24 protein-coding genes are annotated in these 25,357 nt (G+C 63.5%); 10 read left to right on the top strand and 14 right to left on the bottom strand.

Annotated features, from left to right (window positions below):
• Nucleotides 1-216: 216 nt before the first annotated feature.
• Both L6639_RS01030 and L6639_RS01025 read right to left on the bottom strand, forming a co-directional pair.
• On the bottom strand, nt 217-1,497 hold the full coding sequence (locus tag L6639_RS01030; protein ID WP_237858196.1) for a lipoprotein-releasing ABC transporter permease subunit: 1,281 nt from the start codon (nt 1,495-1,497) through the stop codon (nt 217-219).
• A 191-nt stretch (nt 1,498-1,688) separates the two neighbouring features.
• Nucleotides 1,689-2,657 carry a phosphate acetyltransferase gene (locus L6639_RS01025; protein WP_237858193.1) on the bottom strand — a complete coding sequence of 323 codons (969 nt, stop codon included), beginning with the start codon at nt 2,655-2,657 and terminating at the stop codon, nt 1,689-1,691.
• Nucleotides 2,658-2,997: 340 nt separating this feature from the next.
• On the opposite strand from L6639_RS01025, the gene L6639_RS01020 reads away from it, so the two are divergent.
• Together L6639_RS01020 and L6639_RS01015 are read left to right on the top strand one after the other, a co-directional pair.
• Nucleotides 2,998-4,620, top strand: coding sequence for an ABC-F family ATP-binding cassette domain-containing protein (locus tag L6639_RS01020; RefSeq protein ID WP_237858192.1), 1,623 nt, complete (start codon nt 2,998-3,000; stop codon nt 4,618-4,620).
• A gap of 70 nt (nt 4,621-4,690) precedes the next feature.
• Entirely contained in the window at nt 4,691-5,566 is an 876-nt protein-coding gene (locus L6639_RS01015) for an MBL fold metallo-hydrolase (protein ID WP_237858190.1), read from the top strand.
• 125 nt (nt 5,567-5,691) lie between these two features.
• Here the strand turns inward: L6639_RS01015 and L6639_RS01010 are convergent, their stop codons facing one another.
• Nucleotides 5,692-6,744 carry a type II asparaginase gene (locus tag L6639_RS01010; protein WP_237858189.1) on the bottom strand — a complete coding sequence of 351 codons (1,053 nt, stop codon included), beginning with the start codon at nt 6,742-6,744 and terminating at the stop codon, nt 5,692-5,694.
• 346 nt (nt 6,745-7,090) lie between these two features.
• Nucleotides 7,091-7,339 (bottom strand): hypothetical protein, encoded by a 249-nt coding sequence (locus L6639_RS01005; protein ID WP_237858188.1) that lies wholly within the window; start codon nt 7,337-7,339, stop codon nt 7,091-7,093.
• Nucleotides 7,340-7,814: 475 nt separating this feature from the next.
• Here L6639_RS01005 and L6639_RS01000 point away from each other — a divergent pair, with 475 nt between their 5' ends.
• Nucleotides 7,815-8,018, top strand: coding sequence for a hypothetical protein (locus tag L6639_RS01000; RefSeq protein WP_237858187.1), 204 nt, complete (start codon nt 7,815-7,817; stop codon nt 8,016-8,018).
• Nucleotides 8,019-8,065: 47 nt separating this feature from the next.
• Here the strand turns inward: L6639_RS01000 and L6639_RS00995 are convergent, their stop codons facing one another.
• From L6639_RS00995 to L6639_RS00985, 3 genes are read right to left on the bottom strand one after another with little or no spacing between them, the layout of a single operon-like run.
• Entirely contained in the window at nt 8,066-9,187 is a 1,122-nt protein-coding gene (locus tag L6639_RS00995; RefSeq protein WP_237858186.1) for an HD-GYP domain-containing protein, read from the bottom strand.
• Between the two features lie 58 nt (nt 9,188-9,245).
• A complete protein-coding gene (locus L6639_RS00990) occupies nt 9,246-9,566 on the bottom strand; it encodes a PilZ domain-containing protein (RefSeq protein ID WP_237858185.1) in 321 nt (106 codons plus the stop codon).
• A 3-nt stretch (nt 9,567-9,569) separates the two neighbouring features.
• Nucleotides 9,570-10,658, bottom strand: coding sequence for a DUF2336 domain-containing protein (locus L6639_RS00985; protein ID WP_237858184.1), 1,089 nt, complete (start codon nt 10,656-10,658; stop codon nt 9,570-9,572).
• Nucleotides 10,659-10,956: 298 nt separating this feature from the next.
• Between L6639_RS00985 and L6639_RS00980 the strand changes: the two genes are divergently transcribed.
• Nucleotides 10,957-11,904 (top strand): AraC family transcriptional regulator, encoded by a 948-nt coding sequence (locus L6639_RS00980; RefSeq protein ID WP_237859382.1) that lies wholly within the window; start codon nt 10,957-10,959, stop codon nt 11,902-11,904.
• A gap of 50 nt (nt 11,905-11,954) precedes the next feature.
• On the top strand, nt 11,955-12,545 hold the full coding sequence (locus L6639_RS00975; protein ID WP_237858182.1) for an NADPH-dependent FMN reductase: 591 nt from the start codon (nt 11,955-11,957) through the stop codon (nt 12,543-12,545).
• A gap of 23 nt (nt 12,546-12,568) precedes the next feature.
• Here the strand turns inward: L6639_RS00975 and L6639_RS00970 are convergent, their stop codons facing one another.
• Both L6639_RS00970 and L6639_RS00965 read right to left on the bottom strand, forming a co-directional pair.
• Nucleotides 12,569-14,650, bottom strand: coding sequence for a methyl-accepting chemotaxis protein (locus L6639_RS00970; protein ID WP_237858179.1), 2,082 nt, complete (start codon nt 14,648-14,650; stop codon nt 12,569-12,571).
• Between the two features lie 103 nt (nt 14,651-14,753).
• The gene (locus L6639_RS00965) at nt 14,754-15,191 is read right to left on the bottom strand and encodes a DUF1810 domain-containing protein (protein WP_237858177.1); all 438 of its coding nucleotides are present in this window, start codon (nt 15,189-15,191) and stop codon (nt 14,754-14,756) included.
• 122 nt (nt 15,192-15,313) lie between these two features.
• Between L6639_RS00965 and L6639_RS00960 the strand changes: the two genes are divergently transcribed.
• From L6639_RS00960 to L6639_RS00950, 3 genes are all read left to right on the top strand, one after another.
• Entirely contained in the window at nt 15,314-16,348 is a 1,035-nt protein-coding gene (locus tag L6639_RS00960) for a DUF2778 domain-containing protein (RefSeq protein WP_377818515.1), read from the top strand.
• A 66-nt stretch (nt 16,349-16,414) separates the two neighbouring features.
• On the top strand, nt 16,415-16,672 hold the full coding sequence (locus L6639_RS00955; protein WP_237858175.1) for a hypothetical protein: 258 nt from the start codon (nt 16,415-16,417) through the stop codon (nt 16,670-16,672).
• A gap of 81 nt (nt 16,673-16,753) precedes the next feature.
• Nucleotides 16,754-17,251 (top strand): SMI1/KNR4 family protein, encoded by a 498-nt coding sequence (locus L6639_RS00950; protein ID WP_237858173.1) that lies wholly within the window; start codon nt 16,754-16,756, stop codon nt 17,249-17,251.
• Between the two features lie 176 nt (nt 17,252-17,427).
• On the opposite strand, the gene L6639_RS00945 is transcribed toward L6639_RS00950, so the two are convergent.
• On the bottom strand, nt 17,428-19,284 hold the full coding sequence (locus L6639_RS00945) for a tannase/feruloyl esterase family alpha/beta hydrolase (protein ID WP_237858171.1): 1,857 nt from the start codon (nt 19,282-19,284) through the stop codon (nt 17,428-17,430).
• Between the two features lie 510 nt (nt 19,285-19,794).
• Between L6639_RS00945 and L6639_RS00940 the strand changes: the two genes are divergently transcribed.
• Nucleotides 19,795-20,286, top strand: coding sequence for a MarR family winged helix-turn-helix transcriptional regulator (locus L6639_RS00940; protein ID WP_237858169.1), 492 nt, complete (start codon nt 19,795-19,797; stop codon nt 20,284-20,286).
• A gap of 141 nt (nt 20,287-20,427) precedes the next feature.
• Nucleotides 20,428-21,519 (top strand): TRAP transporter substrate-binding protein, encoded by a 1,092-nt coding sequence (locus tag L6639_RS00935; protein WP_237858167.1) that lies wholly within the window; start codon nt 20,428-20,430, stop codon nt 21,517-21,519.
• Nucleotides 21,520-21,669: 150 nt separating this feature from the next.
• On the opposite strand, the gene L6639_RS00930 is transcribed toward L6639_RS00935, so the two are convergent.
• The 4 genes from L6639_RS00930 to L6639_RS00915 are packed head-to-tail and all read right to left on the bottom strand — an operon-like array spanning nt 21,670 to nt 25,347.
• Nucleotides 21,670-22,452 carry an ABC transporter ATP-binding protein gene (locus L6639_RS00930; protein ID WP_237858165.1) on the bottom strand — a complete coding sequence of 261 codons (783 nt, stop codon included), beginning with the start codon at nt 22,450-22,452 and terminating at the stop codon, nt 21,670-21,672.
• On the bottom strand, nt 22,440-23,495 hold the full coding sequence (locus tag L6639_RS00925) for a dihydrodipicolinate synthase family protein (protein WP_237858163.1): 1,056 nt from the start codon (nt 23,493-23,495) through the stop codon (nt 22,440-22,442). The genes L6639_RS00930 and L6639_RS00925 overlap by 13 nt, the downstream gene beginning before the upstream one ends.
• Before the next feature lie 6 nt (nt 23,496-23,501).
• Nucleotides 23,502-24,323 (bottom strand): GNAT family N-acetyltransferase, encoded by an 822-nt coding sequence (locus tag L6639_RS00920; RefSeq protein WP_237858162.1) that lies wholly within the window; start codon nt 24,321-24,323, stop codon nt 23,502-23,504.
• Nucleotides 24,310-25,347, bottom strand: a complete 1,038-nt coding sequence (locus L6639_RS00915) for an NAD-dependent epimerase/dehydratase family protein (protein ID WP_237858159.1) — start codon at nt 25,345-25,347, stop codon at nt 24,310-24,312. Before L6639_RS00915 ends, L6639_RS00920 begins: the two co-directional genes overlap by 14 nt.
• Nucleotides 25,348-25,357 lie beyond the last annotated feature (10 nt).

The following is a 25,357-nucleotide window of genomic DNA, read 5'->3' as shown; positions in this document are numbered from 1 at the left end:
ATTCGCTGGATTGGCTGCCTTGCGAAAGACCGCCGGCACGAGCAAGCAGGGCCGCAGCGATGTTCTCACTTCTCATCCCAAAGACGCTTGGCCATTTGAAGCGTTTCGGAGGAGGGCGGTCGCGGTCAACCTCCTGTGGTAGCGAAGCTCGCTGCCGCGGTGCATTAATACGGGCGTCCTGCCAAACTGGATCGTGATCCAAGCCACAACTCGCCACTAGCCTCCTTGCCGCAGAGCCTCGACAGGATCGAGCCGTGCGGCGCGCCACGACGGATAGAGCGTCGCGAGGAACGAGAGGGTCAGCGCCATGATCACGACCGCTGCGGTCTCGACGAGATCGAGTTCGGCCGGCAGCTTGGACAGAAAATAGAGTTTTGGCGGGGACAGGTCGGTGCGGGTCAACCAGGACATGAACTGCCGGATCGATTCGATATTGGTGCAGACAAGAAGCCCGACAACGAAGCCGACCAGCGTTCCGGCCACGCCGATCGCTGCGCCTGTGATCATGAACGTTCGCATGATCGCGCCTTGCGAAGCGCCCATGGTCCTGAGGATGGCGATATCGCTGCCCTTGTCCTTCACCAGCATGATCAGGCCGGACACGATGTTCAGCGCGGCCACCAGAACGATCAGGCTCAGGATCAGAAACATCACGTTGCGCTCGACCTCGAGTGCGCCAAAGAAGGTCGCGTTGCGCTGCCGCCAGTCGACCAGGAAGATCGGTCGACCGGCCGCGTCCGCCACCGACCTCCGAAACAGATCGATGCGATCGGGATTGGCCGTGAACACCTCGATCGCGGTTACATCCTGATTGCGATTGAAGAAGGCCTGCGCTTCTGCGATCGGCATGAAGATGACGCCGAAATCGTATTCGGACATCCCGATCTCGAACACAGCCGTGACTCGATATTTCTTGACACGCGGCATCACGCCCATCGGCGTGACTGCGCCGCGTTGTGCCACGAGCGTGATGCTGTCGCCGGCCTGAACAGAAAGTTGATCGGCAAGGCCTTGGCCGATGGCGACGCCCTGGCCCTCGTCAAAACGGTCGAGTGACCCGTGCTTGATGTTGCCCGCGATCGAGGGAAGCCGATTGAGATCTTCAGCCCTGATACCGCGCACCAGGACGCCCGAGGCGTTCGATGAGGATGCCAGTGCCGGTCCGTCGACGACCGGTACCGCCAACCTGACGCCCTCGATCTGGCTGATGCGCTCGGCGACATCCTTCCAGTCGGTCAATGGAGTCTCCAGCGGTTGCGCCACGAGATGCCCGTTGAAGCCGAGGATCTTGCCGAGAAGCTCGGCGCGGAAGCCGTTCATCACCGCCATGACGATGATCAGCGTGGCGACCCCGAGCATGATGCCCAGGAATGAAAATCCCGCGATGACCGAGACAAACCCCTCCTTGCGACGAGCCCGCAAATAGCGCGCCGAAAGCATCCATTCGAACGGAGCAAAGGCGCCTGCCTGCCGCGAATTCATCACCGTCTCGTCCATGCCATCCGATCGTCATTCTCTCCTGTTGTACCCGGATTGGCCATAGCGGGTACGCGTCCTTGTCGTGATGTCGCTGTCGAAATAGAAGAGCGCCGGCGAAGGGCGACAATCCGGTCTTCGGCCGTTACGAGGTCGGGATCGGCTTTTCCGGGACCTCGAAGGTATGGCACTTGCCGGCAAGCGCTCGCCCATCAGGCGGCGGGAACGGGGTGGAGTCGTCGTCGCGCGTCGGCAGAGAGTACGGCCATGGCACAAGAGGCCAGACGTGCTCGCACGGTGTCGGCGCGCGAGGTCAACACAATCGGCACGCGAGCGCCCAGCGCGATGCCTGCGGCATCGGCCTTGGCCAGGAAGGTAAGGTTCTTCGCTAGCATATTGCCGGCCTCGAGATCAGGCACGACAAGAATCTGAGCCTTGCCTGCGACCGGAGATTTGATGCCCTTGATCTCTGCCGCTTTCGGATCGACCGCATTGTCGAAGGCGAGCGGGCCGTCCAGGATGCCGCCGTTGATCTGGCCGCGATCCGCCATTTTGCAGAGCGCGGCCGCATCGATCGTCGAGGGAATCTTGGTTGTTACCGTCTCCACGGCCGATAGCAGTGCGACGCGCGGGTGAGACCCCAGCCCGATCTGGACAAACAAATCAATAGCATTCTGCACAATGTCACGCTTCGCATCGAGGTCGGGAAAGATATTGATCGCCGCGTCCGTGATGAAGAGCGTTTCGGCATAATTCGGCACATCCATTACAAAGACGTGACTGATCCGCCGGTTCGTGCGCAGACCGTTGGTGGTCGCCGTCACGTACCGCATCAACTCGTCGGTGTGCAGGCTGCCCTTCATCAGCACTTCGCCTTTGCCTTCATGGACGAGTTCAACGCCTCTGGCGGCAGCCGCATCGCTGTGCGGCGCATCCACAATCTCGAACTTTTCGACGTCCAGATCGTGTCTGGCCGCCGTGGCCCTGATCTTGTTACTCGGTCCTACGAGGATCGGTTTGATGATGCCAATTTCGGCGGCTTCGCAGACGCCCGTTAATGATGTTTCGTCGCAAGGATGGACGACGACGGTCGTTGCGGGAGAAACGTGTCGGGCAGCCGCGATCAGGCGCTCATATTTCGCGTGGGGCGCAGTGTTGGATTCGACTTGGACCGCGCTCATGGCTCATCCTCTCTCTCTCTCGCTCGCGACGCGATGGCGCCACTGCGATCAGTGCAGAACTCAATATTCATACGATCGAACAAAGCGTTCACTTTGATGTCGCGCAAAAATCGACTGGGAACCCGATCTAACGTAACGCACCCAATAGTTAGCAAGTCCGTTTCACCAGCGCGCGCCGGCCTGCGCCTGCGTGCACCCCGAACGGGTGAGCGCCCGAAGCCGTCTTTCAGGCCCCAGCCGAGAAGCACTCCTCCCAGGGAAATCCGTACCCCGCCGGGCTTCCCCTGGGGCCCTGCATGGCCTATTACGCTGCAACGCAAAATTCCCCCGAAAAGACCCCATGATCCGCCTCGACAACGTCAGCAAGCAAGCCGGCCACCAGATCCTGTTCATTGAAGCCTCCGCGGCCCTCAACAAGGGCGAGAAGATCGGCCTCGTCGGCCCAAACGGCGCCGGCAAGACCACTTTGTTCCGGATGATCGCGGGCGAGGAGCTGCCCGACGAGGGGCAGGTTTCGACCGATCGCGGCATCACCATCGGCTATTTCAACCAGGACGTCGGCGAGATGGCCGGTCATAGCGCGGTCGCCGAGGTGATGAATGGCGCGGGTCCCGTCAGCGAGGTCGCGGCCGAGCTGCGCCAGCTCGAGGCCGATATGGCCGACCCCGACAAGGCCGACCAGATGGACGAGATCATCGCCCGCTATGGCGAGGTGCAGCACGCCTTCGAGGAGCTCGACGGCTACGCGCTCGATGGCCGGGCGCGCGAAGCGCTGTCCGGCCTCGGCTTCAGCCAGGAGATGATGGACGGCGACGTTGGCAAGCTCTCCGGCGGCTGGAAGATGCGCGTGGCGCTGGCGCGAATTCTCCTGATGCGGCCTGACGTGATGCTGCTCGACGAGCCGAGCAACCACCTCGATCTCGAAAGCCTGATCTGGCTCGAGAAGTTTTTGCACGATTACGAAGGCACGCTCTTGATGACCTCGCATGACCGCGAGTTCATCAACCGGGTGATCTCCAAGGTGGTCGAGATCGATTCCGGCTCGCTGACGACCTACACCGGCAATTACGAATTCTACGAGCAGCAGCGCGCGCTGAACGAGAAGCAGCAGCAGGCGCAGTTCGAACGCCAGCAGGCAATGCTTGCCAAGGAGATCAAGTTCATCGAGCGCTTCAAGGCGCGCGCCTCGCACGCCGCCCAGGTGCAGAGCCGGGTGAAGAAGCTCGACAAGATCGAGCGAGTCGAGCCGCCGCGTCGCCGCCAGACGGTGGCCTTCGACTTTCCGCCGGCGCCGCGCTCGGGCGAGGACGTCGTCGCGTTGAAGAATGTCTACAAGGGCTATGGCAGCAAGCGGATCTATGACGGGCTGGACTTCATGATCCGCCGCAGGGAGCGCTGGTGCGTGATGGGCGTCAACGGCGCCGGAAAGTCGACGCTGCTCAAGCTCATTGCCGGCGCGAGCGAGCCGGACGAGGGCACGGTGGCCTTGGGTGGCAGCGTCAAAATGGGCTATTTCGCCCAGCACGCGATGGATCTGCTCGACGGCGAGCGCACCGTGTTCCAGTCGCTGGAAGATCAGTTTCCGACTGCGGGGCAGGGCAGCCTGCGCGCGCTCGCGGGCTGCTTCGGCTTCTCCGGCGACGACGTCGAGAAGCGCTGCCGCGTGCTCTCAGGCGGTGAGAAGGCGCGCCTCGTGATGGCGAAGATGCTGTTCGATCCGCCGAACTTCCTGGTGCTGGACGAGCCGACCAACCATCTCGACCTCGCCACCAAGGAAATGCTGATCAATGCGCTGGCCGATTTCGAAGGCACCATGCTGTTCGTCTCGCATGACCGGCATTTTTTGGCGACGCTGTCGAACCGTGTGCTCGAGCTGACGCCGGAGGGCATCCACCAATATGGCGGCGGCTATACGGAATACGTCGCGCGCACCGGGCAGGAGGCGCCGGGGTTGCGGAGCTAGTGTTCCGCGGGCGCGCCTTGACGCGCTAACGCTGCCCGTTACGCTCCCCCAAAAAGGGGAGCGAACAACCATGAAGCAACTCAGGATCGGCGATATCACCATCGATGCGGTGATCGAGCGGGAAGGGCCATGGCGGCGGCCGCAAGATTTTTTCCCTGGATATGACGACCGCGTATTCAAGCATCATCTGCCGACGATGGAGCCCGAGGTTTTCGACGTCGCGCGCGGCATGATGGTCATCACCTATCAGACGTTTGTGGCGCGGACGCCGCGCTACACAATCCTGGTCGATACCTGCACCGGCGAAGACAAGGGCCATCCGCCGCCGTTCGACTTTCCGGGCAAGGAACGCTGGCGCAACGAATTGTTCGCGCTCGGCATCGGCTTCGAGCAGATCGACTACGTCTTCTGCACCCATCTGCATATCGATCACACCGGCTGGAACACCACGTTACGCGACGGCCGCTGGGTGCCGACCTTCCCGAACGCAAAATATGTCTTCCACAAGTGCGAGTACGCGGCCTGGGAGGCCGAGAACGCCAAGGGCAACAACCCACCCGGCACGGTGTTCCGTGACAATTGCCTGCCGATCGTCGAGGCCGGGCAGGCGCTGCTGGTCGACGACGACTATGCGCTCGACGACACCGTCACGCTGACGCCGACGCCGGGGCATTCGCCGTGCCATTGCTGCGTGAATATTTTCTCGAAGGGCCAGCGCGCAGTGGTCGCCGGTGATCTCATGCATCATCAGATCCAGTGCCGCGAGCCGGAGTGGTCGTCGAAGCCGGATTGGGATGCCAAGCAGTCGGCGGTGTCGCGGCGAAAGTTTTTCGCCTCCGTCGCGGACACCGACACGTTGATCCTGCCGATCCATTTCCCGGCGCCGACGGTTGGATTGATCAAACCGTTCGGCGCCGCGTTTGATTATCGCTTCAAGCGGGAGTAGGGCGCGTCCGTTCGCTCGGATGCTCTAAAGCGCGATGAGATTTGGTTAAATCGTCATCGCGCTTAAGCTCTTTGTTTGAGCATGATCTTTTCGGAAAACCGCTTCACACTTTTCCGGATCATGCTCTAGTAGGTATAGAACATCCGCTGGATTTCCTTGGTGTCTGATGTCTTGGTCAGCGCCAGCATCAGCAGGATCCGCGCTTTCTGCGGATTGAGCGTATCGGACACGACGAAGTCGTGCTCGTCGTCCTTGGCTTCGCCGTTGCGCGCGACGATGCCGTTGCCGACGCGGCTGCTCCGGACAATCACGACACCCTTCTTGCGGGCCTCGTCGAGCGCCGGCTCGACCGCGGGCCGGGCCAGGCTGCCGTCACCGACGCCGGCATGCACGATACCCTTGGCGCCGGCGGCAACAAACGCGTCGACCGCGACGCGGTTCATATTGGCATAGCCGTAGACGATATCGACCTGCGGCAGGGTATCGAGGTTGGAGACATCGAATTCCGAATCCGCCGTGTGCCGGCGGGTCGATTGACGATAGAAATACGGCTTGTTGCCCTGCATGTAGCCGAGAAAGCCGAGCTCGGGCGTGCGGAAGGTGTCCGCGGTCGAGGTGTTGTTCTTGGTGACCTCGCGTGCCGCGTTGATCTGGTCGTTGAGGGCGACGAGCACGCCCTTGCCGACCGCCTCTTCACTGCCTGCCAGGATCACCGCATTGAACAGGTTGATCGGCCCATCCGCGCTGATCGCCGTCGACGGCCGCATCGCACCGACAATGACGACAGGCTTCTTGCTCTTGACCACGAGGTCGAGGAAATAGCTGGTCTCCTCGATCGTGTCGGTGCCGTGCGTGATCACGATGCCGTCGACGTCGTCCTGCGCGAGCAGCGTATTGACGCGCTTGGCGAGCTTGAGCCAGTAGTCATTGTTCATGTTCTCGCTGGCGATCTGGAAAACCTGTTCACCCTTGACGTTCGCCACCGTCTTCAACTCGGGAACGGCGTTGAGGAGGGTGTCGATGCCGACCGTAGCTGCAGTGTAACCGACCACGGTGGTGCTGCTCGAGCCGGTGCCGGCGATGGTGCCGCCGGTCGCCAGCACCATGACGTTGGGCAAACCGGGGCCCCTCGCGTTCGCCGCGTCAAGACTGACGAGCAGTGCAAAGAGCACGCTCATCGTCGCCATCATGTGATTCCGCACTCGAAACTGCCACATCTCGACCACCCTTTTTCCAGAAGTCTTCTCGATGCGCCCCCGCTTCACTCAGCACCGCATGATCGGTCAGCCGAACCTTTCTGTCCAGGGTGGAGATGATTTTGGTTTGCGCGTTCGGCGCGTGCGGGTGGACCGCGAAAGTTTGGTCGTCCCAATTCTTGGAAATGGGAACGTCAATGCCCGGACCTTCGTCTCGCCTCCGAGGCTTGGGCCTCGGAGGCGGGACAGGCCCGGGCATGATGAAGTCGCGGAACGGTTGCTTACGAAAGCAGCAGCAAATTCAAGAATGGCGCGAACGCCGGGCGTCTTATGCGCCCATCTCGCACTTCTTCATGAAGCTGTTCTTGGCAGCACCGGCGAGCGGCTTGCCGTCGGAGCCGACGGCCTTGGGCGTGCAGGCGTCTTCCTTGCACTTCTTCATGAACGAGGTCTTGGCCGCGCCGGCGAGCGCCTTGCCGTCCTTGCCGACCGCCTTGCTCTCGCAGGTGTCGTCCGCAAGGGCCGAGCCCGCCGCAAAGGTGGCGACGAGCGCAGCCAGGAAAATCCGTTTCTTCATTGCGTGTCTCCCTAAACCAGAAATGGCGTCGCGGATTGGAGCCCGGAATCGTGGCGCAATCAAGCAGGATCGCGGCGCAGCCTTGGCTCTCGCGTCATTTTTTCCAGCCGTTGACGATCGCAATGGCCTTGACCAGAGCGTCGTCCATCGCCGAAAAATTCCCGTGACGCGGTTGAAGATGGTGCTCGCGGCAGTGAAGGCGCGAGGTCGCAAGGTTTCCGGAGGACGAGGTCATCATGACCTGCGTCGCGATGGGCTATCAAACGATAGCTTCGCCGCGGACGCCGTGCGTTCGGATCGCGAAGGCAACGAGTCGCTCGTACGTTACGTCGGATTCGTCGACTGAACAGGAGAGGAGGAGATTATTCCCTGACGATTTTTTTCGTGCGGACTCATAACGGCCCTTGCAATCTCCGTCGCGCAGGAGGAACAATATGCGGACTGGTAGGTTTGTTGCTGGCGCGAGGGAATTGACATGCGGCGGCTGGCTAGCCTGGTTCGATGGTTCTTCGGTCCGCGGATGCGGCACCCGATCGATGATGATCCCAGTCTTCCTTTCACCCCTGAAGAGTTCGGCAGGCTGATCCGCAGCGGCAAGCGCGAGGACATGAAGATGCTCGCCGAGGGACTGGCCTGTCGCTCGATCCCGCGTCGCATCAAATTCCGGGCGACGCACTAGAACGCGATAATCCGCGACGTCATTCCGGGCCGACGATCCTGCACGGGTTACCTCGAGAGTGCGACGTCCCTGAAGGAGGTGACCAGCGCTTTCTCCAGCTTTCCCGTCATCCCGCAGAGAATGTTGTAGGCTTCGTTCCGCGGCATCGTCGGCTTGTAATGCCGGTGCTCGATCAATGCGGCGAAGATGTCCGAGATCGTGAGAATGCGCACGATATCGTTGATGCTGCCGCCCGCCAGCGCGTCAGGGTATCCGCTGCCGTCGAGATATTCATGGTGGTGGCGCACCGCATCGAGAATTTCCGGCGAGATCTTCTCGTGGTCCTTGAGAAAGTCGTAGCCCGCTGCCGGATGCGTCTCGATCATGGCGCGCTCGGTGTCGTCGAGCCGGCCGGGCTTGTCCAGGATCGCAAGCGGGATCCGCGCCTTGCCGATGTCATGGAACATTGCGGCCGAATACAGCCGCTCCATATCGGCTCGTCCGACGCCGAGACTGAGGCCGAAGTCGATGGCCACGCCCGTGACCAGCAGGCAGTGCTGGTAGGTTCCCTCGTGGTGGCGACGCACGGTCGTGAGCCATTCGGACAAGCCATGCTCGGTGATACGTTCGGCAATCTTGCGGCCGGCGTCCTTGGTGCCGTCAACGTCGAGCGGCTCGCCCATGGTGACGGCCGTGAACATCGACGAGATGGCGGTGGCCGCGGTCTCCACGGCGTTGTCCTGATATGTCGAGCCGCCAGCTGAATCCGCTGCCGACCCGTCTGGATCAGCCAGTGCGGCCAGCAGCTTGATCTTGTTGAGCGGTCCGGGGAGGACGAGCGTCGCGCCGAGCGCGTAGGCTTGCGAGATGCTGACGTGCGAGGAGTGCTCGACGAGGAAGATGCGCTTGGTGGCCTTTGCCAGCCTGGCGGATCGCTTCTTGATCGCCGCGATGTTGTCGACGTCACGCAGCTCCGCGCGGATCACGACCGCAAATGGGACTTGCGACAGCTTGGCTTCCGCGTCGAGCCGTTCGCCGGCAACGGTGAACTGCTGCTCGAGCACCGAGCAGATGCCGGACAGTTTGTCCGAGGAATCGGCCAGCACATGCACGAAAGGACGCGCCGAGGGTGCTGATCGCATGCTGCCGTCGCCTTTGACGGAGCCGGTTATGGTTCGCGCGTTCTGCACGGAAGACCTGGACTGTCGTTGCGTTGAACGAAGCTGATGATGTCTTGAACCTTACTGACTAGGGGCTTTGCGCGGCGGCGGCCTTCGTGCTCGCCGGTTTCTTCTTGCCGTCCGCCGTGACGAAGTGAACGCCGGCGGTGGTGCCGTCGATCCAGACCAGCTCGCAGCGCCGATAGGCCAGCCCCGTCGACGACAGCACCAGGAAGAATTCCTTGGCCTGCAGCACGTCGAGCGTGCCCTCGACCTCGAGCTTGGCACCTGTTTGCGACACGTCGAGCAGCACGCAACTGCGCCGCCAGGTGCCGTCCGAGCCCATCAAATTGACGGGCTGCCGGTGATCCATTTTCACGCGAGGGTCCTTGCGGCCATCGAATTTCATCGGCTATTTCCCCATTGCCGCGCCGCGTGTGTCTGCGCTGGCTGCGATTTCTCCCCAGCGCACCGTCCACTGGCTGGTCGACAGAAGAAGCGTCTCGAAGAGGAGTTGGGCGCGCTCGCGCTGGGCGAATGATAGCCGCGTGCCGCTGCGGTTGCTCAGGATTGCGAGCGTGGTCGCCCAGTTCAGGCGCGAGGCCCGGCAGGCCATCACCAGGCCCTCGCAATCCTCGTCGGCCATGACGTGCTCAACGATCTCGATCGGAGCGCCTGACAGCACCGATAGGGCTGTGAACAGATTGGCGGTCTCGCCGCGGATTACAAAACGATTCACCGTTGAATCGTTGAGCTTCCCGACGCGGTTGAGGGCAACGATCTCGGGCCTCGCATTTGCATAGTCGGCCGAGGAGGGCAGCTTCAGCGCGACAGGTGCGGGATGCTGTACCGGTGGCCCGGCGGAGGCATTGGGCTTGGCCGCGGCTTTCGGTCCGGGCGAAGCCGAGAGCAGCTTGCGCAAGACCAGGTCCGGCGTGCCTGGCCGGAGCGCCAGAAGCTTCGTGATCTCGTCGTCTGCCACACCGGTCTCGATGAGCAGGGCGTAGACCGCATCGGAAAATCTGGCCCCAGGGTTCTTGATCAGGGCCAGGCGAACCGCGCGCGTGCCGCGAGCGGCGAGCACTTCGGTCACGGCCGCCTCGATCCCATCACGGGCCGAGATCGCGAGTTGGTGGGCTTCACGGCACGATGTCGCGATTGCCGTGAGGTCGGCGGTCGTGAGGGCCTGCGATCTCAGCAGGAGCGGGCATGCGATGGCTGGATCATCGTGGGATGCCAGATGTCGCAATGTGGCCTGCGGAGCAATGTCCAGCCCGGCAAGTGCCTCGCTCAGCTCCGCCAGCGCAGCAGGCGCGACGCGTCCGGCCAGCCGAAGCAAGACGCTGTCGACGACGTTGACCAGCAGTTCCTGAGGCCTGTCGCGACCGGACGCGAGCAGGCGAACAATCCCTGAAAGGATACGCGCGCAACGGTCCGGCGGGCAGACTGCGACCGCTTCTTCCAACTCAACAAGAATATCGGCAGGCGAATTTGCCATCATGGCAGGGAGCCTGAATTCAAAAATGACCTAGAATATCGAACAGGTTCATTGCGTCTTAGAGGTGTTAATTTAGATTATACAATTTGATCTTGTGGGTATTGGCGCACCGCCCCGGCGTCGGAAACGATATCGAAATTTGGCGAGCTTTGATGGGGCGGCTTGTTCTTTCGATCGGACGCTCGCCAACTGTCCGGATAGATCGGATGGTTTTTTCGGCCTAACGGGACAGCTCAAAGGGGGATCGAACCGGCGTCGCTGCCGGACGCGCATCGGTTTGGATGCGACGTTTCAAATTGCCATGAACAGTATTGATGATGCGCCCGGGTTGGCGCTCAAGACATTTCGCTTCTCCGACGTCGATGAATTTCGGTATGCCATACGGGGCCTGAATTTCCAGTTCACGCCTTTCGTCAGGAGCATTTCGTCTGAGCAGACAATCCTGTCATTGCCCGGATGTGACGTGAACGTGACGCGTGCGTTTCCCCGCGTTGTCGATGCACAACTCGTCGAAAACTGCACGGCGATCGGCTTCATGATGGACGATCTCAACGTGCCCGTTCGCTTCAACGGTTCGCAGCGTGCCCGTCCAGTCATCGTCATTGGCAGCAGCGGCGCTGCCTACACCACGATCGAGGAGGTGCAGCGGCAGATCGCCTCGGTCGTATTCAGGCCGGAGGTGACGGATCGGGGGTGGCCGGCGGCGACTTCAATCTTCAAGATCTACGAGACGACCGCGGCCGGTCTGAACCGGCTGCGTGACGTGGTTCGGGAGGTTCTGGCCGTTGCGGCCGAGCCGGTTGAGGCCGCGGCGATGCCATTGAAGGCGGCGGCCATGAAGGAATCTCTGCTCGGCGCCGTTGACCAGGCATTCGAAAGCCTGGTTCCCGCACGATGGACCTTGCGCGCGAACGACGAGCGCAATTTCAAGATCTTCCAGGACATCCGCGCGCTTCTGTCCGACGATTTGTCGCAGCCAATCTATAGCGAGGAGATCGCACGCAAGCTCGGTTTCTCCGTCCGCACGATGCATGATGTGGTCCGCCGCTATCGCGGCATGAGCCTGCATCGCTACTTGCGGGTCCACCGCCTGTGGCTGGTCCGCCGGCAGCTCCTCGCAGGCGCCGAGAGCGTGAAGGCTGTCGCGCTGGCTTTCGGTTTCTGGCATCTGTCCGATTTTTCCCGCAGCTATCGCGACCAGTTCGGCGAGACACCCTCGGAAACGCTGGGCCGCAGACGCCGGCGATAGCGCGATAAAGGGACTGGGGCCGGGCTCCGGTTTCGTGCTAGCATGCCGGCATGAGCAACCGCATTCTCGTCCTCTACGGATCCTACCGTTCCGACCGCATGGGCATCCGCCTGGCGAATTTCGTCATCGATCGCCTGCGCAGTCGCGGCGAGCAGGTGGAGTTCATCGACGCCAAGGCCATCGGCCTGCCGATGCTCGATCGCATGTACAAGGAATACGCCAAAGGCGCGGCGCCCGAGGCGCTGGAGAAGCTCGCCGGCCAGATCCGCGGTGCCGACGGCTTTGTCTTCGTCACCGGCGAATATAATTGGGGCATCCAGCCCGGCTTGAAGAACCTCACCGACCACTTCCTGGAAGAGTGGTTCTGGCGACCGGCTGCGATCGTGAGCTACTCCGCCGGGCGCCTGTCGGGCGCGCGCGCCTCGACCGCCTGGCACGGCACACTGTCGGAAATGGGCATGGTGGTGATCTCGAGCACCATCGGCGTCGGACCGATCGCGCAGACCCTGTCGGCCGAAAGCGAGCCAATCGGCGAGGGCGGCAAGGCGCTGGAGCGCTCCTTCCCGCGCTTTGCCGATGATTTGCTGTGGTGGATCGAGGCGGCCAAGGCTCAGCGGGCGCGCAAGGCGCCGCCGTACTGAGCTAGAGGGCTGCCAAGCTACGCCTACGCAGCCCTGACTTCGCCGAGGAAGCGATCGAACTGGCCGGCGAGGTCACGCGACTGCGTCGAGAGCTGTTCGGCGGCGCCGAGAACTTCCTTTGCGGCGCTACCTGTGTCGTCGGCGGCGCGCTGCACGCCCGATATGTTGGAGTTGACCTCCAGGGTGCCGCGTGCAGCTTCCTGGACGCTGCGGGCGATCTCCTTGGTGGCCGAGCCCTGTTCCTCGATCGCGGCCGCAATCGCAGTGCCGATCTGGTCGATCTCGGCGATGACGTCGGCGACGTTGCGGATCGCGGTGACGGTCTCGTCGCTTGCGGTCTGGATCGCCGTGATCTGCTCGGAGATCTCCGTGGTGGCCTTGGCGGTCTGGCCGGCCAGCGATTTCACTTCGGATGCGACCACGGCAAAGCCGCGACCTGCGTCGCCGGCACGGGCGGCCTCGATCGTCGCGTTGAGTGCCAGCAAATTGGTCTGTTCCGCGATGCTCTGGATCAGCGTGACGACGTCGCCGATCTTCTGCGCGCCCTCGGCAAGCGCACGCGCGGTGTCGCCGGTGCGACGGGCGTTGTCGACAGCGCGGGCCGCGATCTCGGTCGATTGTGCGACTTGGCGGCCGATCTCGGCGATCGAGGAGGTGAGCTCTTCGGTCGCGCTTGCGACCGTCTGCACGTTGGTCGAGGTTTGCTCGGATGCGGCGGCGACGACCGCGGCCTGGCTGTTGGTCTGGGCCGCCGTCGTTGTCATCGACTGCGCGGTGCTCTCCATGGTGGAGGAGGCCTGTGACAGGCCGCCGACCAGCTCGGTGACCTTGGCCTCGAAGGCGCGGGTCAACTCGTCGAGCGCCTGGGCGCGGCGCATCTTGCCGTCGTTCTCGGCCTGCTTCTCCGCCGCGAGCCTGTCGGCGCGGATCATGTTGTCCTTGAAGACCTGGACGGCGGCGGCCATCGCACCGATCTCGTCGGAGCGGTCGGCGCCGGGGATATCCTCCGCAAGCTCGCCGTCTGCAAGCCGCGACATCCGGGTCGTCAGGCCGACGATCGGGGCGCAGACGCGGCGGCGAACCATTACGATGAGGCCGGCGCTGGCGATCAGCACGGCGAGCAGGCCGACCAGTGCGATCGTAAAGCTGGTGCGCGCGGCGGCAGACGCGCCGGCGAGGATCTGCTCGGCATTGTCGTAGAAGGCATCGCGGACGCCGATGATCGCGCCGAGACCGACTTGCGATGCGGCGTAGTAGGTGTCGACGTCGTGCTCGTATTTGCCGGTGACTGCGCCGTCCTTGACGAGTTTCTGCTCGCGGCCAAAGCCCTCGACATAGACGGTGTTCATCGTCTCCAGTGCAGCTGCGACATTGGCCGGCGTGGTCGGGTTGCCGCGCAGCTCCTGAAGCGACATTACGAGCTGGTCGTTGCGGCCCTGCGTGCGGGCGACATCGACTTTCTCGGCGTCGGTCGCGATCTTCTTCGAGCCAAGGAGATTCTTGTGCAGGCTGGCGTTGAGGCCGCCGATGTCACGCAGCGTCATCGCGATATTGGCATAGCTCGCCTGGCGGTAGGCATCGCCGTTGAGAATCGCCATGCGGCGGACCTGCTCGTTGAGCAGCGCGGTGACGCCGGCATTGAGCACGGCATTGTCGGCGACGATCTTTCTGGCCGCGTCCTTGCGCGCTTCCGCGGGTCCCGAGATCGCCTTGTCGACGGCTTCGCGGAGCGCGGTGAACTTCGCATTGAGGCTGTCGATGTTGCTGCCGATGGTGGTGCCGTCGTCAAACGGGCCTGGCAACTCCTTGCGCACCGCGTTCATCCGGTCGCGGGCACCGTCGGTCTGCTTGCGCAGCTTGTCATGCTCGGCGAGCTGCGCCGGGTCGACGGTCGCGGGCCCATACAGGATGTTGGTGGCAAAGCCGCGCTCGGGGTTGAGATAGCGCGGGATGTCGCTGACGGCGCGGACGATCGCGAGCCGGCCCTGTGCCTCCGCGATCCGCTCGATCGTCTGGTATTTCGTCACGGCGACATAGACGGCGAGGCCGCCGCCGACGGTCGAGAGCGAGACGATGGCGGTGGTCAGCAGCGTACCGATTTTCATGATTCGTCCGGCAATTGGCGCGGGTGGAGAATGATTTTCTCCAAGAAAATAGGGGCAGCCTGTTAACCGCGGGTTTACGCTGCTCGCGCCGCAGGTGTGCCGGCTAGGTCTTTCGATCGAGAGCTGCCAGGATTTCCAGCGTCGCATCATCGCGCTTGCCGGCGAAATATCTGGCGAGCGCTTCGTCGAAGACGGAATCGTCGGACACGGCGCCGAACAGCGTCATCGACGAGCGGAATTTGGCATCGTCGGGCGCGCCGAGGATCGCATTGATGGTTCGCCCCTGCACAGCGAGGACTAGGCGGGTGCATTGGGTCAGGCGTGGGCCGAGCACGGGGTGGGCGAGATAGGCTTTGGCCTCTGCCCGCGAGCCGATCGCATAACGCTGTGACATGGCGCTGAAGCCGAGGCCGGCGATTTGCGGAAACACGAACCACATCCAGTGGCTTTGCTTCCGGCCCTGGCCCAGCTCCGTCAAAACGGCGCGAAAAACCGGGTCTTGGGCCTCCAGGAAGCGCGCTAGATCGAAAGGATCGGTCATTGGGTACCTCCGGAGGGCTTGCCGGCCGCGATTATGCCTAACTTTTGGCTCCCAATGTGGTAGCTGGTATAGAGTCTCCGGGTGGGGGTTGGGTCCCCCGGGGGTGTCGATTTGGGGATCTGATGGTTTCCGACCGCGTACGCGCCGACAGGCTGTTGTCGCGCCGCCGTATTGGGCGAGCCGAGACGATATTACTGTCCATGGCCGCGATCGCGCTGGCGCTGGGTGCCGCCGCGTGGGTCGCGGATATTGGCGTGTCGAATTCAGGCGATTCGAGCTCGCTCGTAGCCGCCGCGCTTCCGCCCGGCAATTCTCCTTCGTTCAATGATCGTTTCGCCTCGCTGTCCGGCAGCAACCCGCGCGAGCTCGGTCTGCGGACCATGGAGCGCTCCGCCCTGAACGCGGTTCAGCTCAAGCTACGCGACGCCAAGGCGATGCTCGCCCAAAAGCTCCAGGGCGACGACTGGCGTTCGACCTTGATCGATAACGATCAGCCCGCAACCGAAGAGACTGCAAAGCCCTCGCAACGCGCCGACGCCGTGCCGATGCCGCGCTCGCGGCCGGTCCAGGCCGACTTCTCCGCGCAGATCGCCTCGAGCCAGGCCTTTGCCGACGCCAATCCCCGCGTCGACAACCGCAACTTCTTCGAGAAATTCACCGACAAGATCAGGCTGGCCTCGCTGACCCCCGGCGACGGCCTGTTGGGCAGGGCGCCGGATCTCGCCGCGCTCGGCTACGATTCGAAGACGGCGGTCTATGACATCAAGGCCAAGGCGCTCTATTTGCCGAGCGGTGTCGCGATCGAAGCCCATTCGGGCATGGGCGCGCTGATGGACGATCCTGATCATGTCGACCAGCGCATGGTCGGTGCAACCCCGCCTGCGACCTACGACCTCAAGCCGCGCGAAAAACTGTTCCACGGCGTGCGGGCGCTGCGCATGACGCCGACCGACGGCACCAGTGCGCTCGGACGCGTCGGTCTGCTCACCCACACCTACATGCTCGGCCCGCGCGGCGATTCCAACGGCTGCGTCTCGATCAAGGACTATGATCGCTTCCTCAAGGCCTACGACAATGGCGAGTTCAACCGCCTGGTCGTGGTGCCGAGCCTGAGCGGTGCGACGACCGCCTCGCAGCGCGCCAGCACCGATTCCTGATCTTTACCAGGTCCGGCGGGGCTGCCGTTTTCCCTTCGTTAAGCCGTTGTCGTCCAGAAGCAGCCCATGAGTGATCCAGCAAGCTCCGAGACCCCGCTGCGCACGACGTTCAAGATCAAGCTGAACGGTGACACGCTGGCGATCGCGACCGTCGGACAGGCCTATCAATTCCTCACCAACTTCAAATCGGTCGAGTGGATGGAATTCCGCTCGCTGCATGAGGAGGCCGTCGCGGCGCTGGAAGGCGCTGCCGGCAACGCCATGCTCGCGGTCCAGGCGACGAATGCCGTGCGCGCCTTGTTCGTGAGCGCGAAGCTGCTTTAGGCAAACTATCTCTCCTCCTCGAACCGGCTTCTCTGCGCCCGCGACGAAGTCGTGCGCGCAGATGCGCCGAGGAGAGACTACATGGACATTGCCAAATTCATCGCGGGAGTCGACAGCGCCACCGGCGAAGCGCCGACCGAGGCCGCGCTTGCATCGTTCGAGAAGGTGCTCGGGTGTCGTCTGCCAGATGATTATCGCCGGTTTCTGCTGGGCTGCGCGGGCGGCTATTTCCAGGGCTCCGCCGAGTTCAACTGGCCGCAAGGGCATTGGGCCGGTGCGATCCAGGAGGTGTTGGGATTACGGAGCGACGAATGCTCGCTGGTGCAGACGCGACAGACGCCGCAATGGCCAACCGTGGATGAGCTCCTGTGGATCATGAGCGATCACGGCGGCAACCCGATCTGCATGACGATCGACAAGGCGCATTTCGGCAAGATCTGGTTCATCGATCACGAGGTCGCCGAATACGACAAGCCGTGGACGCTTGCTGAGGCGATGTCCGACCGGTGGGGTTACGTCCTGCCGCTCGCCCCGACGTTCAGCGAGTTTATTGCGGGTCTGTACGAGGAGGTGGCTTAGGCCGAGCTGGTGCCCACACTCCGTCATTGCGAGCGCAGCGAAGCAATCCAGAGTCTCTCCGCGGAGACAGTCTGGATTGCTTCGCTGCGCTCGCAATGACGGGGATAGAGCTTGGGTTCAAACAACCCGTGCCCCGGACGCTGGGCGTCCGGGACACGACACGGAGTTACGAACGATCAGTGCCGGTCGCCGCTGTGGCCATCGTCATCGTCGTCGAAGTCGTGGTCGCCGCCGCGACCAAAGCCGGGATCGACGCAGGCAAAGTTGGCGGCATCGCTGGTCAGGCCGCTGCCCTTGTATGCTGCGATCCTGGGATAGACGCAAAGCGGCCGCGTCCCTCCGGTCGGGAAGTTCTGGGCAACACGCGGGTCGAACAGGCCGCCGGCCGGGTAGGGCGAGGCGGTGTTGGTGTTGGCCGCGACGATGCGCTCCGGCGCAATGCCGTTCTCGACCCAGTCGGTGATGGCCTTGAGCTCGTTGGTGGCGAAGTTGTTGGTCGCCGCGCCGCCGCCGCAATGCGCCATGTTGGGCACCATGAACAGCCGCGCGAAATCGGTCGCGTGCTTGTCCATGCGCTGGTTCATGTGGCGATACCAGCGGGCGATTGAAGCGCCCGAGAAGATGCCGTCATTGACCGAGGATGAGATGATCAGCTTGCCGCCGCGCGCCCGGAACGGACGCAAGTCCGTTGCGACCGCCGCCATGAAGTCCATCGAACTCTCCGGATAGGCCGCGGTCTTCGTGAAGATTTTTGGCGCATCGGTGTCGAAGTTGAACTTGAACACGAAGGCTTCCTGGCCGGTGGGCCCGTTGACCGGCGTGACCACGGGCGGCGTCTGGAAGATCATCGGGATCGCACCGGCGCCGAGCGTCAGATTGATCGCGGTATTGACACCAGGCACCGGCGCAGTGACGACGTTCCAGAGTTGCCAGCCTGCGCCGGGCGCCGAGGGCGGCGTCCAGATGCCGGCGTCCCAGAACCAGTTCGAATAGAGCCGCTCGCCCCTGGAGTTGACCGGGCCGGCGTAGATCTTCTTCAGCGCATCGACCTGGCCGCTGGTGAGGCAGGTGCCGCCATGCGGCGTGCTGCCGTGCGAGCCGGTGGCGCAGGTGTAGCTTGCGAGCGCCGGATAGACCTTCTTGGCCGTGCAGGCGTGGTAATTGTCGATGATGCCGTCGACGAGGCCGTCGAGCGCATCGCAAGCGCTCAGGATCGCGGCCGATGCCACCTGAAGGTCCTGCTGCGGGAAGGTGTCGGGGATGAACGGCTGGCCGTTGACGTCCTTGCTGGTGGAGAGCGTGCCGAGCACTTGCTCGTTCCAGGCCTCGGCGAGCGCCGCCTGCGGCAGGTTGAAGCCGGGGTTTTGCGAGATCACGCCGTCGAACAGCCAGGGCGACCGCTGCGACGCCACCATCGCGTCGCGGCCGCCATTCGAGCAGCCCATGATGTAGGAATAGACGGTGTCGAGGCCGTAGAAATAGGAGATGATCTGCTTGGCGGTGGTCGCGGTCTTCTCGATCCCGTTGTAGCCGTAGTCGCGGCGCGCTTGCGCATCGATGGCGAAATGCGCCGAGCCGCCGGCATTGGCGTCGTCGTCCTGATAACCGCCGACGGCATTGGCCGGATTGTCCTCGTGGCCGCCGTCATCGGCTGCGACCGCCCAGCCCTGGCCGACCTCGACGCCGGCTGCGCCTTGCGGGTCGGCATTGAGGCCGCCGTCGGTGCCGCCCCCGCCCATCATTTCGAAGCGGCCGTGCCAGGTGTTGGGAAGGTTGAGCGCAAAGCCGATGCCGTAGGTGAAGTGATCTGGATCCTGCGTCGAGACGCGCTTGTTGATGATGCCGACCACGTTGCAATAGCCCGACTTTTGCGTCGCGCTCAGGATCTGCGTATTCGGCAGCGTGAGGCCGGTGAGGGCAGTGCAGGACGCACGTGGCGCCACGCCGCTGGGCGGCAATCCGTGCGCCGTGGCCTGGGGACCAAGAGACGCCCAAGTGGCGATGATCGTCGATGCCAGGAAAAGTCGTTTCATGTCATGTCCTCCCAGTTTCATGATTGCTGCGTGAACGAACACGCCCGGCGCGCCGCAAGACGGCAAGGCTTGGCGGCGTGATCTGCGATAGTGTTGTTGGAAGAGAAGCTCGCGCGCCCATGGTCGGCGCCAGCGCGGCATCGGCCGCGCGCAAAGTCGTTCCGCCGCGCATGCACGATGGCATGCGGATCGGCGTCCACCCCCGATGACGGCACCGAATTTCGCTCCCCTTGAACCCGCTCGCATGACGGCGGGCTTTCACGATGCTTAAGGGAGCGATGTTGCCGTGTCAACATGACGCATCGCGCGATATTGCTGTGCAACCTGTCGTAGAAGCTGTAGATGCGAGGACGGAACCCGCCCGGCTTCTCGATCGGGCCACGTTGCGTTAGGTTAGCTGTCCGAATCCGCCGGATGCGCCTGCACCGGCTCTGCGAAAGATGCGGGTCGATGCAGCCAGGCAAGGCACGGGTGAGGAAACGGATCGCACGACCGCAGCGGCCAGCACGCGTGACAAAGCCGTCGCGATCGGCGCCCCGCGCCGTGTCCGGCACCAAGCCGGCCAAGGCGAAGCCGCTTGCGCTTGGCGACCTCACGCAATTGCTGGGCTACAGCATCCGCAGGGCGCAGCTCTGGATCTTCAAGGAGTTCAGCCGGCAATTGGCGGCCTTCGAGATCAGCCCCGCGCAGTTTTCCGTGCTCTGCGTGATCGATGCCAATCCCGGCGTCAACCAGCTCGCGGTCGCGCAGCTGCTGTCGATCGAGCGGGCAGGGCTTGGCAGGCTGGTCGATCATCTGGAGAGCCGCGGCCTGGTGCGGCGTACCGCGTCGGCGGTCAACCGCCGCTACTACGTGCTCTATCTGACCGAGGCCGGTATCGCGTTGCTCGCCCGGCTCAGGCCGGCGGCTGCCGAGAGCGACAAGGCGCTGGCGGCCAAGATCGGACCGCGCGCCTACAAGGAATTGCGCCAGGCCCTGTCGATCTTTGTCGAGGACGCCTGAGCGATCCGCAACGCGGCGATTTGGCAAGTCGCCCCTCCTTTATCATGGCTTGAACTGCATGGCAGGAACGGGCAAACGGTCCGCGAAGACGGTGGATTACGCCATCCATTTCAAGCCTGATTCAGAGGGAGAGAGCCCAACATGAAACGCCGTACATTCCTTAAGGGAGGCGCGGTCGCCGGCGCGACGACGCTGGTGGCTGCCCCCGCGATCGCGCAAGGCGCGCCCGAGATCAAATGGCGCCTGACCTCGAGCTTCCCGAAGTCGCTCGACACCATCTACGGCACGGCGCAGACCTTTGCGAAATATGTTGCCGAGGCCACCGACAACAAATTCCAGATCCAGACCTTTGCCGCCGGCGAGCTCGTTCCGGGCCTGCAGGCGCTCGATGCCGTCAGCGTCGCCTCGGTCGAGATGGCGCAGACGCCGCTCTATTTCTACATCGGCAAGGAGCCGGCGCTGGCCTACGCCACCGGCGTGCCGTTCGGCATGAATCACCGCCATCAGGAATCGTGGTGGTACTTTGGTGGTGGCGCTGAGCTCGCCGACGAGGCTCTCAAGCCCTTCAAGGCCCACGCCATCCTCTGCGGCAATTCCGGCACCCAGATGGGCGGCTGGTTCCGCAAGGAGATCAAGACCGTCGACGATCTCAAGGGCCTCAAATTCCGCATCGCCGGCATGGGTGGCCACGTGCTGGCGCGGCTCGGCATCGTGCCGCAGCAGCTTGCCGGCGGCGACGTCTATGCGGCGCTGGAGAAGGGCTCGATCGATGCCGCTGAATTCGTCGGTCCCTACGATGACGAGAAGCTCGGCTTCCAGAAGGTCGCCAAATACTACTACTTCCCCGGTTGGTGGGAAGGCGGCGCGATGCTGCACATGATCGTCAATGACGAGAAATGGGCGAGCCTGCCCAAGCAGTACCAGGCCATCGTCAACCAGGCGGCCTCGGCTGCCGGAGCCTGGATGCTGGAGAAGTATGACAGCGTCAATCCGGCCGCGCTGAAGCGCCTGATCGCCAACGGCGCGGAACTGAAAGCGTTTCCGCAGCCAGTGATGGAAGCCTGCTACAGCGCGACCCAGGATCATCTGAACGAGCTCGCCGCCAAGAGCGACCTGTTCAAGCGCACCAAGGACAGCCACGATGCGTATATGAAGGAGCTGCTGTTCTACACGCAGATCGCGGAGAATTATTACGACAATTATCTGCTCGGCAAGATGCGCAACAAGAGCTGATTGTGAGGAGGGCGGCGGTGTTTGCGTCGCGCCCGGCTCTCGTAGGGTGGGCAAAGGCGCTCTTGCGCCGTGCCCACCATCTTTACGATAGATCGATGGAGTTGGTGGGCACGCTTCGCTTTGCCCACCCTACGAGATCTGTCGTGCGGCTTAGGCCGCCCCCAACCCCAGCTTCGCATAGATGCGTCTTGCATAGGCGCCGAACGCATCCGTCGTTTTCAGCGGCAGGTCGCGCGGGAAGGGCAGGTCGATCGGGAAGTAATCGGCCATCTTCGCGGGGCCCGCGGTCAGCACAGCGCAGTGCGAGGACAGGAACACGGCTTCCTGGATCGAATGCGTGACGAAGACGATGGTCTTGCCGCTCTCGCGCCAGATCCGCAGCATCTCCAGATTCATCTGCTCGCGCGTCAGTGCGTCCAGCGCGCCGAACGGCTCGTCCATCAGGATCAGCTTTGGATCGTGGATGAAGGCACGCGCAATGGCGGTGCGCTGCTGCATGCCGCCGGAAAGCTCGCGCGGATATTTCTCTTCATAGCCGGCAAGTCCGACCAGCTTGAGCAGGTCGCGCGCCCGCTCGCGTGCGGCCTTGATCGGCAGTCCCACGATCTCGGCGGGCAGCAGCACATTGTCCAGGACGGTGCGCCATTTCAGCAGCAACGCTTGCTGAAACACCATGCCGATGTCGCGGCTCGGATCGAACGGGCTGTCGGCATTGCCGATCGTGACCGTGCCGCCATCGGCCTTGTGCAAGCCCGCCAGAATCTTCATCACCGTGGTCTTGCCGCAGCCGGACGGGCCGACCAGCGAGACCAGTTCACCTTCCTGCACGTCCATCGTGACGTCGGACACCGCCAGGAATTCGCCACCGCCGCTGCGGTAGATCTTCCGAACGCCTTGCAGGCTGATGAAGGGCTTTGGGCTCATGCCAGCCATTTGCTCAAATTGGCAGCGACGAAGGAATCGTCGCTGAGGTCGGCATGCTCGCGCGTGACGCGATCGATCTCCTCCTTCTGGCCGGGGCTGAGGCCCTCGTTCGGATCGAGGCACCATAGGCCCCGCATCAGGCCCTGACGCCGCAGCACCTCGTGACAGCCGGCGATGCAGCCGTGGAAATTGTTGGCGACGTCGAAGAAGGCGCCGTTGCAGTCGGTGACGCGGGCATCGAGCGCGAGCAGATCGGCCGGCACGCTGTCCTTGTGTCGCGCCTGTCTGCAGCGCTCGAACTGCTTGATGGCGCTCGCCGTCCACACCGACCAATGGCCGAGAAGACCGCCCTTGAAATAGGTGCGCGTGGTGACGCCCTTGTCGCGCAGGTCGAATGGCAGCATCAGATCGAGCAGGATGTGGTCGTCGTTGCCGGTGTAGAGCGCGACGCGGTCGAGCGCGCCGGCGGCGGCGACGCCACGCAGCACGTCGAGGGTGCGATAGCGGTTGAACGGCGCGATCTTGATGGCGATGACATTGTCGATGGAGGCAAAGCGCTGCCAGAACCGGCTCGACAGGATGACGCCGCCGACGGCCGGCTGGAGGTAGAAGCCGACCAGCGGGATTTCGACGGCGACCGCCGTGCAATGCGCGATGATCTCGTCCTCGGAAGCGCCCTTCATTGCGGCGAGGCTGAGCAGGCCGGCGTGATAGCCGATGTCGCGTGCCGTGCGGGCCTCAGTGACGGCCTGCTTTGTTGGACCAGCAAGGCCCGCGACCATCGCCAGCGGCCGCCTGGTCCAGTTTGCTGCCGTCTCGGCGGCAAGCTCCAGCACGGGTCGGTAGAGGCCGACATCGCGGATCGCGAACTGCGTGGTGTGGACGCCGACCGCGAGACCGCCGGAGCCGGCGTCGATGTAGTAGCGCGTCAGCGCGCGCTGATGTCTCTTGTCGAGCTGGCGCTCGGCGGTGAGGGCGAGCGGATGCGCCGGCAGCACGGTGCCTTCGGCAATCAGCTTGCGGATGTCGCTGTTGATCTGGCTGTGGTGCATGATGTCCTATCCGAATTCAGGGCCGGCAACGGCGAACGGCATTTCATCGCCCGCTGATGTGGCGGGGCCGAGCCGCATGCGCTGGAACGGTCGTTCGATGGTCCAGCCCGAGGCGATCAATCCTTCCAGGAACGCGGCCTGCGGGGCGACCACGTCGATCAGCAGCGGTGCGTTCTCGGATCGCGCGATCGCGTGAACCAGCGCCAGCGCGTCGGCGGCATTGTCCGCAAACAGGGGGCCGATATGGCGCGCGGTCCTGCCGTCGCGGATCAGCGCGATCGCGCCGTGCGAGGCGACGATGCGCGAGCCGGAGCGCTGCGCAAAGGCGGTGAGGAGGGCGCTGCGGTCGAAACCGGTGGCGCGCAGGTCCCGCGTGCGCAGCGTATCGAGCGATGCGGCCGGCGGCGGTGGCGTGGGGAGGCGCGGCGGCATGACCAATTTCAATCGCCGCAGTTGCAGCGTCGGGGTAAAGCCGAGCGGCCCGTAGACGGCAGCGCCCTCGGGCGTCGCATCGAGCCAGCTGGTCAATCCGTTCTTGCGTGCGGTTTCAAGGCAGGCGTCGACCAGGCGCGTTGCGAGGCCGCGCCGGCGATGGCTCGATGTCACCAGCACCATGCTGATCCAGGCGTTGTTGCCGGAGTAGGGCAGCAGCGCAGCGGTAGCGACAAGCAGTGGGCCGTTGCGGATGCCGAACACGACGCCCTCGTGCAGGAAGACGCGCCAATCCTCTTCGGTCTGGTTCCACTTCGCTTCCGTCGACAGTACCAGCCCGGCGATCGCATCCTCGACGCCGAGCTTGATGACGGGCAGCCCGTCAGTAACGGCCATCGCGCACCTCGTATTTGGTCGGCTTGCCGAGGCTCGGCATGGCGCGGGAGACCCAGTCGGCCGTCCAGGCAATCAGCTGCTCGGTGTCGACGACCGGCGGGCCGAACAGCTCGACTGATTTGGACGTGTCGGTGAGCCAGGCGGTCGGCTCTTCCTTGCCCATCAGCGCTGGCGCACGGCCGAACCTTGCACCGAACTTCGTGGCGAGGTCGCGCACAGCAAGGATCTCGTGCCCGCTGACATTGATCGGCGAGGTCGGCGCCGTGCAATGGGCCAGACACCGCAGCGCCTGCGCGGAGGCATCGCCCTGCCAGATGAAATTGACATGGCCAAGGCTGACATCGATCGGCGTGCCCGTGAGCACCTTCGTGGCAATGTCGTGCAGCACGCCGTAGCGCATGTCGATCGCGTAATTGAGCCGGAACAGCCGTCCGGGCGTGCCGAACTTGTGCGAGAAATACTCGAACATGCGTTCGCGCCCGACGCAGGATTGGGCGTATTCGCCGGGCGGGTTCGGCGCCATCTCTTCGGTGGAGCCTTTGCCGTCGACCGGCACGAACGGATAGACGCAGCCGGTCGAGAACGCCACGATCCGCGATGACGGGAAGGCCTGCGCCACCAGCGCCGGGACATGCGCATTCATTGCCCAGGTCAGCGACAGATCGCCCTCGGCGCCGAACTTGCGGCCGGCCATGAAGACGATGTTGGGCGCCTTCGGCAGCGCCTTGATCGCGGTCTCGTCCAGGAGGTCGCAATTGATGGTCTCGACGCCGCGCGCGTGCAGCCAGTCCTTGATGCCGGCCTCGCTAAAGCGCGCCACACCGATGACGCGGCGATCCGGCGCCGCAGCCTTCGCCAGCCCCGCCAGCGTCGGGCCCATCTTGCCGGCGACGCCGAGGACCATGATGTCGCCCTCGACCTTCTTGAGGTCATCGATCAGCGCCTGCGTCGGCCGGCACAGCAGATCGTCGAGGGCTGCGATGTCAGGAATGGTCTTCGGCAGCGTCTGGCGGGTGAGCAGCATCGATCGGTCC

Origin of the sequence: Bradyrhizobium zhengyangense, from assembly GCF_022012555.1 — a bacterium.
GTDB classification, from domain to species: domain Bacteria; phylum Pseudomonadota; class Alphaproteobacteria; order Rhizobiales; family Xanthobacteraceae; genus Bradyrhizobium; species Bradyrhizobium zhengyangense.
The sequence above is the reverse complement of the archived record's forward strand: the minus strand, read 5'-3'. Positions and strand labels throughout refer to the sequence as shown.